The 12,894-nt window shown below is 47.2% G+C and carries 14 protein-coding genes; 10 read left to right on the top strand and 4 right to left on the bottom strand.

Annotation, left to right across the window (positions count from 1 at the left end; translation table 11 throughout):
- Positions 1-62: 62 nt before the first annotated feature.
- The gene (locus AC1DM9_RS27970; protein WP_076270982.1) at positions 63-611 is read right to left on the bottom strand and encodes a C40 family peptidase; all 549 of its coding nucleotides are present in this window, start codon (positions 609-611) and stop codon (positions 63-65) included.
- Between the two features lie 262 nt (positions 612-873).
- On the opposite strand from AC1DM9_RS27970, the gene AC1DM9_RS27975 reads away from it, so the two are divergent.
- The 6 genes from AC1DM9_RS27975 (at position 874) to AC1DM9_RS28000 (ending at position 4,927) form a co-directional block, all read left to right on the top strand.
- Entirely contained in the window at positions 874-1,170 is a 297-nt protein-coding gene (locus AC1DM9_RS27975) for a LiaF transmembrane domain-containing protein (protein ID WP_076271055.1), read from the top strand.
- Positions 1,171-1,245: 75 nt separating this feature from the next.
- Positions 1,246-1,932, top strand: coding sequence for a PspA/IM30 family protein (locus tag AC1DM9_RS27980; protein ID WP_441879403.1), 687 nt, complete (start codon positions 1,246-1,248; stop codon positions 1,930-1,932).
- Positions 1,920-2,399 (top strand): PspC domain-containing protein, encoded by a 480-nt coding sequence (locus tag AC1DM9_RS27985; protein WP_441879401.1) that lies wholly within the window; start codon positions 1,920-1,922, stop codon positions 2,397-2,399. Before AC1DM9_RS27980 ends, AC1DM9_RS27985 begins: the two co-directional genes overlap by 13 nt.
- Before the next feature lies 1 nt (position 2,400).
- The gene (locus AC1DM9_RS27990; RefSeq protein WP_076270985.1) at positions 2,401-3,108 is read left to right on the top strand and encodes a PspA/IM30 family protein; all 708 of its coding nucleotides are present in this window, start codon (positions 2,401-2,403) and stop codon (positions 3,106-3,108) included.
- A gap of 101 nt (positions 3,109-3,209) precedes the next feature.
- Positions 3,210-4,196: a sensor histidine kinase gene (locus AC1DM9_RS27995; RefSeq protein ID WP_477583364.1), complete on the top strand. Its 987-nt coding sequence runs from the start codon at positions 3,210-3,212 to the stop codon at positions 4,194-4,196.
- An 80-nt stretch (positions 4,197-4,276) separates the two neighbouring features.
- Positions 4,277-4,927 (top strand): response regulator, encoded by a 651-nt coding sequence (locus AC1DM9_RS28000; protein ID WP_477551941.1) that lies wholly within the window; start codon positions 4,277-4,279, stop codon positions 4,925-4,927.
- An 8-nt stretch (positions 4,928-4,935) separates the two neighbouring features.
- On the opposite strand, the gene mobB is transcribed toward AC1DM9_RS28000, so the two are convergent.
- Positions 4,936-5,451 (bottom strand): molybdopterin-guanine dinucleotide biosynthesis protein B, encoded by a 516-nt coding sequence (mobB, locus tag AC1DM9_RS28005; protein ID WP_477583366.1) that lies wholly within the window; start codon positions 5,449-5,451, stop codon positions 4,936-4,938.
- A gap of 106 nt (positions 5,452-5,557) precedes the next feature.
- Between mobB and AC1DM9_RS28010 the strand changes: the two genes are divergently transcribed.
- The gene (locus AC1DM9_RS28010) at positions 5,558-7,057 is read left to right on the top strand and encodes a molybdopterin molybdotransferase MoeA (protein WP_477583368.1); all 1,500 of its coding nucleotides are present in this window, start codon (positions 5,558-5,560) and stop codon (positions 7,055-7,057) included.
- A 135-nt stretch (positions 7,058-7,192) separates the two neighbouring features.
- Here the strand turns inward: AC1DM9_RS28010 and AC1DM9_RS28015 are convergent, their stop codons facing one another.
- Both AC1DM9_RS28015 and AC1DM9_RS28020 read right to left on the bottom strand, forming a co-directional pair.
- Positions 7,193-7,969 carry a hypothetical protein gene (locus AC1DM9_RS28015; RefSeq protein ID WP_441879393.1) on the bottom strand — a complete coding sequence of 259 codons (777 nt, stop codon included), beginning with the start codon at positions 7,967-7,969 and terminating at the stop codon, positions 7,193-7,195.
- A gap of 139 nt (positions 7,970-8,108) precedes the next feature.
- Positions 8,109-8,477: a hypothetical protein gene (locus tag AC1DM9_RS28020; RefSeq protein WP_477511590.1), complete on the bottom strand. Its 369-nt coding sequence runs from the start codon at positions 8,475-8,477 to the stop codon at positions 8,109-8,111.
- Between the two features lie 181 nt (positions 8,478-8,658).
- Between AC1DM9_RS28020 and AC1DM9_RS28025 the strand changes: the two genes are divergently transcribed.
- The 3 genes from AC1DM9_RS28025 to AC1DM9_RS28035 all read left to right on the top strand — a co-directional run bounded on the left by AC1DM9_RS28025 (position 8,659) and on the right by AC1DM9_RS28035 (position 12,821).
- Positions 8,659-9,498 (top strand): YwmB family TATA-box binding protein, encoded by an 840-nt coding sequence (locus tag AC1DM9_RS28025; protein ID WP_477583371.1) that lies wholly within the window; start codon positions 8,659-8,661, stop codon positions 9,496-9,498.
- Positions 9,499-9,638: 140 nt separating this feature from the next.
- Entirely contained in the window at positions 9,639-11,195 is a 1,557-nt protein-coding gene (gene zwf / locus AC1DM9_RS28030) for a glucose-6-phosphate dehydrogenase (protein WP_441879387.1), read from the top strand.
- Positions 11,196-11,234: 39 nt separating this feature from the next.
- On the top strand, positions 11,235-12,821 hold the full coding sequence (locus tag AC1DM9_RS28035) for a peptide chain release factor 3 (RefSeq protein WP_441879385.1): 1,587 nt from the start codon (positions 11,235-11,237) through the stop codon (positions 12,819-12,821).
- Positions 12,822-12,894 lie beyond the last annotated feature (73 nt).

The following is a 12,894-nucleotide window of genomic DNA, read 5'->3' on the forward strand; positions in this document are numbered from 1 at the left end:
TAAATTGTGCCGGCCATGCGCTTTCGTTGCTGGACCGGCACTTTTTAATGATAAGAAAACGGCTAGAGAGCGCTTCCGCCAAAAACAAAACGGTACTCCCAATGCGTATTGTCGATGTTGTCGATTCGTACACCGCCGCTTTCCTTAGAATAAGTATCCAGCATTTTTCCGTTGCCTAAATAAACGCCTACATGAGTAATCGTTTGTTTTGACTTCGTTAAACGCGAATAACCTGCCGTACTGCTGCCGTGATAGGACATAAAGAACATGAGGTCACCGCGCTTTAGGTTTTTCCAGTCTGTTTGAATCGCTGAATTTTTCTTAATATAAGCTGCTTGCAGAGCAGAGGTAGAAGGAAGCGTTACGCCCGCTGCTTTTTCAAATATGTGTTTGGTGAAATCTGAACAATCAAATGTTTTCGTTGTGCTTCGATCAGAGCCGAACTCATAGGGTGTCCCTAAGTATTTCATTCCTGTTGCAATTATTTTCTCCACCGATGATGATGCTGCATAGACATGTCCATTTGTTTGGAAAGGAATGGTCCCAGTATTTAATAATACGGTAGTCAAAAAGCCAGCTACAATGAGTTTCTTAATGGAATAGTTTTTCATTGGCAGCGTATACACCTCCTGTGTGATAATAACGTAACACAGGGATATTAGTAGTTTAAGCTGTAAAATATGGGTATTAACCCGCATTTGACCCTAGAGGCGGGCTGCCCACTCGACCTAAGTCTAGTGAGAAAACCGCCGAAAGTCCGTTTTATAAAAGGAGAAATTGATCTAAACTAAGTACATAAGCAAGAGCAACACACGTAAGGCAAGAAAAGAAAAATGAATAAATTCTAATAGTCGAAAGGAGTTGGAAATGGAGATGAATGGAAAAAGCGCTTTGGGCGTGTTGCTTGTCATCGTCGGCAGTATCGCGGTACTTAATTTTGTCGGAGTTCATTTCGGTGCAATATTCGGATTTTTGCTACCGTTCATACTAATCGGATTGGGGGTTGTCGGTTGGTCGAACAATAAGAAATGGATTGGCGGAATACTTATTGCAATCGGCGGCATGATGATTTTCGGTAAACTCGGCGGTATCATCTTACTGCTTCTAGCAATCGGCTTAATCGTTGCTGGTGTGAGCCTCTTTAAGAAAGACAAACGCAGAGCATTCTAGTTGCTGCGAATCATTATAAAATGTAAAGATAGATGAAGCTGGTTTTGCACCGCAAAACGTTAAGGAGGACATTGAATGAGCATTATGAAGCGAGTTCGCGACATTACTGTCGCTACATTAAATGAACGGCTTGAGAAATCAGAGGATCCAGTACGGTTGATTGATCAATTCCTCTGGTCGACAAGAGAAGATATTATCCAAGCTGAGAAGTTGTATCAGCAGTATGCAGGACATAGCAATCACCTGAAAGCACAATGGCTGCAAGCTGAAGAGCAAAAGGAACGCCGTGAGAATCAAGCGTTGACAGCTCTGAAGGCTGGCGAGGAGCAAATGGCAAGAATCGCATTGCATGAGAAAGCTAGCTGCGAAGAGCGTTCAATTCAATACCGTGAGCTGTTCGAGCAAAGCCGTCAAAACACGCTTGATCTTGAAGAACAGCTGCGCGAGATGCGCAGCGAATACCAATCGGTATATGACAAGCGTGAATATTATGCAGCTCGTATGGAATCACTAAGGCTTCAACAACGAATGAACGCTCGATATACGAGCGGCTTCGGTGATCAAGGCATTCAATCGGGTTCTGTGTTTAGAAAGCTGGAGGATCGTATAAGCGGCATGGAGCATGAAGCAAAGAGTCTTCGCGACATTCGCAAAATGGGTCAAGAATTCGTATCCGAAGCGGGCAATACATTGCAAACGGTTATTGAACGAGAGCTTGAGCAGCTGAAACGTAAGCTTGAGAAAGAGGGATGGTCGTCTTGAAAAAACTGTATCGATCTTCTCGAGACAAAAAATTATTCGGTCTTTGCGGTGGATTAGCAGAAATGTTGAATGTGGATGCGACGCTGCTGCGGATTCTACTTATAGTCGTTACGATCTTCACAAGCGGAGCTGTTATTCTGATCTATATTATTGCAGGCTTGGTTGTTCCTAAAGAACCGCCAGTCTACTCCGGCTTTGGTCCAAACGGCTTTGGTAACGGAAACGGAAACGGTTATGGCGGAGGTTATAACCCTGGATTCGATCAACATACAAATTCGCCTTTCGGCGGTCCTTACAAAAACCCGCCGCAAGCGCCAGGCTCTTGGAGTGCACCGGCACCTTCATCCCAGCCTACAACTTCGTCACAGTTCGATAGCATGATGGATGATTTGGAGAAAAAAGCACTACGTCGTGAAATTGAAGAATTGAAAGCCAAAATTGCTAAATACGAGAAGGGGGATTTTTAATATGGGAATTTTCAAACGCATGAAAGACATGACTAAGGCATCGGTAAATGAGGCATTGGACAAAATTGAAGATCCGATTATTATGTTGAATCAATACTTGCGTGACATGGAATCTGAAATTCATCAAGCTGAAGTAACAGTAGCTAAACAAATGGCGAATGAGCGCCGGATGAAGCAGCGCTTGGAAGAAACAGTACGCAGCGCGGCAGATCGTGAATCAAAAGCAGAAGCGGCTCTAAGAGCTGGACAAGAAGAACATACGCGCAAGCTGCTTGAAGAGAAGCTTTATTTTGACCAAAAGGTAACAGAATATACTGATTTGCACGCACAATCGAAGACTCAGGCTGAGGAATTGATGCAACAGCTGCACGCAATGAAAGAAGAGTTCTACCAGCTTCGCAACAAGCGCAATGAGCTTGCTTCCCGTGCACAAGTAGCAAAAGCTCAAAAGCAAATGGCGCAATTGACTACAAACAACACGATTGATAGCGGTTCGGCATCACGCGGCTTCTACCGGATGGAAGAGAAAATTATGCAGCTAGAGGCTGAAGCAGATGTATTGCGCACGCCTTACTCCTATAACAGCTCTTCGAACAGCTTTAATGCAGCAGATGCTGAGAAAAAAAATAAAGTGGATGAGCAGCTGCAAGCACTCAAAAACAAGCTAAACCCAACAACTTCATTAACAAAGGCTCCGACTGAAGAATAAGACTATAGGCTATGAAGGAAGCGGACCGTTTTGCGGTCTGCTCTTTCATATGTTTTTTGCTTCATCGTGGTTAAAATAGCGAAGAGAAGGAAGTGAGCCGTATGGAGCAAGGCAATAAGAGCGACCATTCGAATCATGCGGCCCGCAAGCGTCTGGTAACGGAAACGATATTGTGGCTGCTGATCATTGTCAGCTTGGTTGTTATCATATTGCAAGGAATCGGTTATGTTGATCTCTTCACGCTTCAAGGGAAATGGGCAATTATCGGACTAGCTTTCGTTGGCGCAGGTTTAGCGGCTGCTACATTAAACGGTTATTTGCAAAACTCCAAGCTAAAGGAATCGCTGAAGCGGCTGACCGAGCAGCAAAAAAAACGTCGATTTACAGTTACGCTAAGCAATGGGGAGACGACGGAAAACGAAATTTCAGAACAAGAGCAGGTTGATCCTAACTGGGCGAAGAAGGTCAAGTTCACCGCAGTAATCGAAGAGCGCCAGCGGCTTGCGCGCGAGCTGCATGATGCAGTAAGCCAGCAGTTATTCGCCATATCGATGACAGCGACTGCTGTTAGTCGAACGATTGAGCGAGATTGGGAGCGAGCCAAACGTCAGGTACAGCTTATTGAGGAAATGGCTGCCGTTGCTCAATCAGAAATGCGTGCGTTGCTGCTACATCTTCGGCCCGTCCACTTGGACGGAAAAAATCTGGGGCAGGCGCTTACTGTTCTAGTGGATGAGCTGAAGCAGAAAGTACCGATGAAGATTACACTTGAGGTTGATGATACGATCCTGCTTCCTCCTAATGCTGAGGATCATTTATTCCGCATCGCTCAGGAGGCATTATCGAATACGCTCAGGCATTCGAAAGCGGAAAGCATGGATATCAAATTGCTTCAATTCGGCAATCAAGTACACCTGAGTCTGAAGGATAGCGGCGTTGGATTCGATCTTGAGGCGAAGAAGCAAACGTCCTATGGCTTACTAACTATGGAAGAGCGGGTAATTGAAATTGGCGGCTCCTTGCAGATGATTTCAAGACCTGGCGAGGGAACTGTCATTGAAATTTGGGTGCCCACTGATGTTTCATAAGAGAATGTAATATAATTAGAGATAATGATGAGCTTTACGAAAAAATGAGGGCGGTGTAAGGTGTGGAAGCAACCCAGCAATTGAGTCGGCCTATAAAGGTTCTGCTTGTAGATGATCATGAGATGGTGCGCATCGGACTTGCAGCGGTGCTTGATACCGAGGATGGAATTGAGGTTGTCGGTGAAGCGAGCAACGGCTTGGACGGCATTCGATTAGCACAGGCATACAGACCGGACGTTGTACTTATGGATTTAGTTATGGATGGCATGGATGGTGTCGAGACGACAGCAAAACTGCTCGAGCTGTACCCGGAATGCAAGGTAATTGTATTGACGAGCTATTTGGATGATAGCAAGCTCTACCCTGTTATTGAAGCAGGCGCATTCAGTTATTTGCTGAAGACCTCGCGAGCGACCGAGATCGCGGATGCGATAAGGGCCGCTGCTCGCGGACAATCGGTACTGGAGTCGCAGGTAGCAGCTAAAATGATGAATCGCTTCCGGCAGCCAAAGCAGCAGGAGCAAGCTCCGCTGCATGATGAGCTGACTGAGCGCGAGATGGATGTATTGAAGCGGGTTGCACAGGGACGCTCCAATCAAGAAATTGCCGACGAGCTGTTTATAGGTGTGAAAACAGTGAAGTTTCATATTACTAATATTTTTAATAAGCTTGATGTGGATGATCGCACGCAAGCAGCCATTTATGCACATAGACAAGGAATTGCCGAATAAGTGTAGAGCTATGGCTTAGCGGATATCGATAATACTTTTTGGTATAGCTGCTCGATATCATCTACATCGATTACTGGGATGGACGGGTGAACTATTGTTCCAGAGCTGGCATTACCCCAAGCCGCGGCTGCAAGAGGGTTTGAAACACTGTGGAACAGCTCGGAATCTACCGCTGTTCGGATCATAATGATTTTTGGGTATGAGGCATCTTTGAAACCTTCGATAAGAATAACGTCGGCCTCGGTCATTTGTGAAATTAACAGCTGAAGCGGTTCAGCATGCTGTTTCATAATTGCTGTACGCTTTGAGGATGTGATAGCTGTTATATCAGCCCCTGCTTCTTGATGCCTCCATGTATCCGTTCCTGGTGTATCGATCTGAAAATCATGCGCGTCGCGTTTGATTGTCCCAACTTTATATCCTGCTTGTTTGAAGCGTTCTGTTAGCCGGCAAACCAATGTGGTTTTGCCGGTATTTTTGTATCCAACGATTTGAACGATTAATGGCATGGGCTTCTCCTTCATGGCGCTTGATGACCGTAATTGCCAATAGTTTAACATACATTGTAAAATGGATGCTGAACAAGCTGCCGAAGGTTACGTAAGGCGGCGAGATGAGCGGAGGTTGAATATGACTGAGAGTGGCGAGGCGAGCGGAAGTATGGATATGGTTGATCGTGGTGAGGCGAGTGGGAGTAGAGATATGGCTAATCGCGGTGAGGCGAGTGAGGGCATGGATAAGGCTGATCGCGGTGAGACGAATGAGGGCATCGATAAGGCTGATCGCATTGAGGTGAGCGGAAGTAGGGATAATGCTAATCGCATTGAGGCGAATGAGAGGAAACAGATGAGCCGGTTCAAACGGCAGGCTGTGAAGGTGGAAGAAGCGCAGCAGCGGCTGCTTGCAGCTGCGGATGGGCTAGCCCTCGGCAGCGAGCTTGTGCCGCTGCGGGCTAGCGGCGGCCGATGGCTTGCGCAGACGATAGCTGCGACAAGCGACTGGCCGCCCTTCGCGCGCTCGGGCCTCGACGGCTACGCCGTGCGCGCGGCAGATATCGCGTCAGCGTCGCCAGGTACGCCGGCGACGCTGCGCGTGGTTGATTCGGTTGCAGCGGGCGAGCTCGCCCTTGCGACCGTGCAGAAGGGCACTGCCGTGCGCATCATGACTGGCGCGGCTGTGCCTATGGGGGCTGACGCGGTCGTCATGCTTGAGCAGACCGCGGAAGCGATGCTGGCTGATGGCTCGCCGGCGGTGCTGATTAAGCACGCCGCCGCGGCAGGCCAGCACATTGCGCCCCAAGGCGAGGAGTTTCGCCTTGGGGGCGTTTTGGCTTGTCCCGGGACGCTTGTGCGACCGGGACATATTGCGCTGCTAGCCACCTTCGGCTATGCCGAGGTGGCGGTTGGCAAGCGCCCGCGCGTAGCGATATTTGCGACCGGCAGCGAATTGCTGGCGGTCGAGGCTCCGCTGGCGGCGGGGCAGATCCGCGACAGCAACAGCTTTATGGTCGCTGCTATGGTGGAGCAGAGCGGCGGAGTAGCGGTTATGTGCGGATCATTGGAAGACAAGCCTGATGCTGTTGAGGCTGCTTTGGCGAGTGTATGGGATGATGTTGATTTGATTGTCACAACAGGCGGTGTATCTGTAGGGGACTTTGATGTCATGTCAGACATCATAAGGTCGATAAAGAACAATAGTGTATCTGGCAGCGAAGATGCAAGCCGAGTGTTCTTCGACAAAGTTGCGATGAGACCGGGCAGTCCAACGTCAGCGGCAATGCTTAACGGCAAGCTGCTGCTCGCCTTGTCCGGCAATCCCGGTGCTTGTTTTGTTGGATTTGAATTATTCGTTCGTCCGGTGCTGCTGCGATTGCAGGGAGCAAGTGAAGCATTGCCTCGTAAAGTAAAAGCAAAACTGCGGACAGCTGTGAATAAGCCAAGTCCCCATGATCGTTTTGTGCGCACAACACTCATCAGCACGGAAGATGGAAGCTTGGATGCTGACCCGCTAGCCTATTCCAAATCGAGTATGATGGCTTCCATTCCGGATGCAGAAGGATTAGCAATCATTCCGTCAGGCTCGAGAGGAGCAGAAGCGGGTGATATCATTGAGGTCGTTCTTATCCCTTAACATGGAATTTAGTGAAAATAAAGGTTTTTATTATATAAAACGGGAGGATATAGTCGGTACGGAGCCGAATATATCACTTACATAGAGTGACAAGAAGCAGCTTTGCGAACGTGGCATGCCCTTTCGGATTTAACTTTAAAGGAACCGATTCAAGACTAATCCAACATATGGAATTGGCGAGTAGGTTTGCATAGAACTGTAGTAAGCAGCGTAAGGAAGAGTTGATGTTAGAGGTGACTGGAGCAGATCAACGGCCTTATGCTGCTCGGCATAGGTAAGTGCATATTTTATGCCAGTAAGCATACCTTCTGATCCAAGCATTAGCCTCTGCATACGGCTGGAAGAGTACGACAGCTTTTGTTTTTGCTCCATATGGATGGAAGTTGGCAGCAAACTCTTGCTGATTTCGTTCTGAACAGAAATAAGGCTAGCTGTTCGATCTCTATTTTCTGATGAAATGCTATAGGTAGAATCCGCAATCCACTTGCCGTCTGTTGTACTGCGTCGCAGTCCGATCTCCTCCGCTGCGGGATGCCTCAAAGCCAGCTCAATACTTTCCCACAGCTCTGGTTTCAAATCATCAGCATGTGCTCTGTAATGATCCTCCAACTGATTGAGCATTGCAGTAAGGCGATGCAAACTGCCTGCAATTGGCTTGTCCGTGTACAATTCGTTACTTAATTGCTTGTTTATCTGCTCGATGTCGTACTGAGCTTGTTTAGCCTTATTAAGCCAAGAAGCAGCACTGTTAGCAGCTTGCTGGAAATCGCGCGTTAAGCTCTTGTTATATTCTGGGGCTTGCTGAGCTTCGCCATCCCGATAAGGATAATAAGCATAAGGGCTAATGGCTTGTACGGTGGAGTATGCATAGGATCGTTCAATGCCTCGAATGGAACGTATCGATGTGCTCATTAGAAAACTCCTTTCTCACTCCATTGGTATATGTTGTGTCAGCGTACTATACGGTGATTAAAAAGACTGGCGAAAGCTGTCAGCAGCATCAATAAAATAAATAAGCGGCGCATCTCCGCTGAGCTCGCCGCTTTGCCATTTACAGCAATAGAAACAAGAATGCGATTGAAGCCAAATCAAGAGCGAGCGCGTCGCCCCATGGATAATAAGGCCGTTCTCCATAATAGTAAGGATCATAAGGGTAAGCTTGCGTTTGAACTTGCGTTGAAGCGGATTTATGAGCCATCTCTTTTTTACCTTTACCGCCTTTTTTGTTTTTTGAAACTTGCGGCTTTGCATTTGCGGTCGCGGCTTCCGTTTCGCCGGAGCCTGCGTTTAAATGCAATCTGCCGCTTTCGCAGGAGCTAAGTATGCCAAAGTGGCGCATGCCGTCATTCATAATCACACATACTGGATACCCGCAAAAACGACTGACGACTTCTTCGTGCAATGGATAAATGCGTTCCATTTGCTGATGACACCTCCAAAGTGTAATGGGAATAAAGCGCTTGAGCGTGTTGTTTTGGCATTTTGCTATGAGAGGCTAGACTCAAAGCATTTATTCCAGCATTCCTGCAACCAGTGTATTCACCTACAGGCAAACGTGTATGGATGTTTACCCATTTGGAAGAGGACAGGAGTGAATAATAATGTATATTCCGAAAAACACACCTCCCGCTCGCCACCGTATGTCAGCAAAGCAGCGAGCCAAACAAACGAAGGTTGGAATCATGCTAGCGATGCTCGTGATTTTGATATGTGCAGCATGGGCGATGTGGCAGGCCGACAGGGAACCGAAGGAAGCAACTTCAGCGGAACAGCTTCTTCAGCATGATTTGGGAGAGCTGTGGTTATGGAGCGACGACCAAATGAAAAGCAGCTCTGAGGGAGCGCAGTGGTCGATTCGATGGAATGTAACGGGCAAGGAAGGAGCCATGGAGGAGCTTACTCAGCAAATGTTTTCACAGGAACCGGGAAAAGCTAGCAGCATACTGGTGCAGAACCAGAATGAGGGCAAAACAGTCACTGGCGTTATCCCGTCATACGGCGGACAAGTTTCAATTAGTCTCACGCAGATCGACAGCAATGGCGAACAGCTTATGGTTATATTGGAAACTAAGCCAACAGAAATGACCAAAAAAAATAAGCTGCTGCAAGTGACAGCAGAAGTTTCCGCACAGATCGCACGTATTTCCCCTGCGTTTACGACGAGTATGAAAGTACAAGGTTATACGAAAAATAGTCAAGCCATTGAGCGTTTGGTTAGGCTGACAGATGCCAAAGCAGTGGATCATTATGAAGATAAAGGCACGACAAGCGACATGTTTTATACCCGAAAGCTGCATTCAACCATCACCGTTGAAAATGGGAAAACAGCCAATCTTCAAATCGCTTTGCATAAAGAGACAAATTCAGATCAAACGGCATTGACGATCGGTGTGCCTGTCATTACGGGTGAATACAGTGCCAATGCGACGGCAAGCCCATAGATGGGTATACTTTGATTAGAATTAGTAACGGATCTTATCAGTATTTTTTATGACATGTTGAATAGCGAATTAAAGTTGAATATGCTAAACTACATATCATGTAAAGTTGTATAAAAATACATAGGGAAAGAATGAGGCAAATGACATATAATAATAATCTTGAATCCGTCTCTGCAGAAGGTGCTGTATATTACCTCTTCGGAGCAACGGGCGATTTGGCTCGGCGCAAGCTGTTTCCAGCCCTTTTCAGTTTATATAAAGAAGGCAAGCTCACGGAAAACTTTGCCGTCGTTGGTCTAGCAAGACGTCCTCGTACGAATGAACAATTTCGTGCTGACCTTTATGAATCTATTGTAGAGTTTTGTCGTTACAAAGCGGACGATGCTGAACTTTGGAATCGTTTTGCAGAACATTTCGTATATATGTCACTCGATATTAACGATGTAGAAGGCTTCCGCGAGCTTAGCAAATTGTCTGAGCAGCTTGACGTGAAGTTCAACATTCCCGGCAACCGTCTTTTTTACTTGGCCCTTGCGCCTTCACTTTTCGGTCCGGTATCATTCAATTTGCGCGACGGCGGATTGCTTGAATCAAACGGTTGGCATCGCGTCGTAATCGAGAAGCCATTTGGCTACGATCTTCCATCGGCTCAGAAGCTGAATGAACAGATTAACCAAGTGTTTAAGGAAGAAGAAATATACCGTATCGATCACTATCTAGGCAAGGAAATGGTTCAAAACATTCAAGTTATTCGTTTTGCTAATGCTTTTTTTGAGCCTTTGTGGAATAATAACCATATTGCCAATGTTCAAATTACATTATCCGAAACGGTTGGCGTTGAGGATCGCGGAGGCTATTACGACAAATCGGGAGCTTTGCGCGACATGGGTCAGAACCATATGCTGCAAATGCTTACGATGATTGCTATGGAGCCGCCAAGCCGCTTGCACGGAGAAGATATTCGTGATGAGAAGGTAAAGGTGCTTCGTTCACTGCGTAATTATACGTCCAGTGATGAGGTTCGCTCGCACGTCGTACGCGGTCAATACAGCGAAGGCAGCCATCATGGCAAAGAGCTTACGGGCTACCGCCAAGAGGATTCTGTTGGCGAGGACTCCACGACTGAAACTTATTTTGCTGCCAAAGTATTAGTGGACAACTTCCGCTGGGCTGGCGTGCCTTTCTATATTAGAACGGGCAAACGTCTACCTGTAAAAACAACGGAGGTCGTCATCGAGTTCAAATCGATGCCGCAAAATGTTCTATTTGCGCAGCGTCATGATTTGGCGCCGAATTTGCTCGTTATTCGCGTAAACCCGCTTGAGGGCATATATATTAAAGTAAACGCAAAGACACCTGGTCAAAACAATTCGGTACAGCCAGTCGCCATGGAGTTCTGCCAAAGCTGCCAAATCGGCTTAAATACGCCTGAAGCGTACGAACGCCTCATTCATGATGCGGCACGCGGCGACTCCACTTACTTCACTCGCTGGGATGAAGTTTCCCAAGCATGGGCGTTTGTGGATCGAATTGCACAAGCATGGCGTGAAGATAAAAGCGATTTGAAGCTGTATCCAGCGGGATCATGGGGTCCAGAAGCTGCGGATGAAATGCTAAAAGAAGATGGTTTCCATTGGTGGCCGGTTAACGGACAAGAGGAAGATAACGTCATTTGGGTTTCGAACAGCGGGAAATAATCGCTGCCGCATACCTTACGTAATGAAGGGAAGACAAGCATGAGCCAATCGTTAAGTGAAGAAATTAAACAGGAAGTAGATAAGCGCCGCACATTCGCGATTATCTCTCACCCGGATGCAGGAAAAACGACCCTCACTGAGAAGCTCCTCCTATTCGGAGGAGCCATTCGGCTTGCAGGGTCAGTTAAGGCGCGCAAAGCGAGCCGTCATGCAACATCCGACTGGATGGAAATTGAGAAACAACGCGGTATCTCGGTAACGTCCAGCGTAATGCAGTTCGATTATTTGGGACATCGCGTTAACATTCTTGATACGCCTGGTCACCAAGATTTCAGTGAGGACACATATCGTACGCTTACCGCAGCCGACAGCGCCGTCATGCTTATTGACGTTGCCAAAGGTGTCGAGGCACAAACGATCAAGCTGTTCCAGGTTTGCCGCAAACGCGGCATTCCGATTTTCACTTTTATTAACAAGCTGGACCGTGAAGGGCAAAGTCCATTTGAATTAATGGAGGAGCTTGAGCGTGTCTTAGGCATTCGCGCTGTTCCAATGAACTGGCCAATCGGCATGGGACGTGAGCTTTGCGGTGTTTATGACCGAATGAAAACACAGGTCGAGCTTTTCCAAGGAAATGACCACTCGACAATCGAGGTTCGTCCCGTTAGCGATTATAATGATCCTGTCATTCGTGAGATGGCTGGAGATTATTTAACAGATCAGCTTATTGGTGATCTTGAGCTGCTGGATGTCGCTGGTGATCAATTTGATTTCGAGAAAGTGCAAGCGGGTGAACTGACGCCTCTTTTCTTCGGAAGCGCAGTTAATAACTTTGGCGTGCAAACTTTTCTAGAAAACTTCCTTCAGCTGGCTCCTAAGCCGACGTCGCGCAACAGCACGACAGGTCAGATTGAACCAACGAATGAGAAATTCACGGGATATGTTTTCAAAATTCAAGCGAATATGAACCCGGCCCATCGTGACCGAATTGCTTTCCTTCGGATTTGCTCCGGCAAATTCGAGCGCGGAATGAGCGTTCGTCATGTGCGTAATGGCAAGGACATTAAGCTTGCGCAGCCTCAGCAGTTTCTAGCGCAAGACCGTGATATCGTGGATACGGCGTATCCGGGCGATATTATCGGTTTGTTTGATCCAGGCATTTTCCGAATCGGCGATTCATTATCACAAGGCGGCGAAGTTGTGTTCGATGAGCTTCCAACGTTCTCGCCTGAAATTTTTGCTAAAGTAACCGTTAAAAATGCGTTGAAGCACAAGCAGTACCAAAAAGGCATTGATCAGCTCACGGAGGAAGGCACGATTCAAGTGTTCCACTCCACAGGCAACTTCGACGAGACGATTCTCGGCGTTGTTGGTCATTTGCAATTTGAGGTATTTGAGCATCGAATGAAAGCGGAGTACGGCGTAGATATTCAATTGCACCGGATGCAGTTCCAATTTGCCCGCTGGATCGTTGATGATAATATTGACCCTAGCAAATTCCGAATCAATACGACGCTCGTAAAGGACAAGAAGGGCAACTTTGTCGTCTTGTTCGAGAACGAATATGCGATGCGTACGGCAGTAGACAAGAATCCAACGTCTAAGTTTCTGGAAACTGCGCCTTAAGGGTAGGGATATAGGCACGTTTAAAGCATCCTCGGCCAATCGCGCAGCAGCGCTTGCGGCTGGGGATGCTTTT

This window comes from Paenibacillus sp. 01T431, assembly GCF_056398625.1.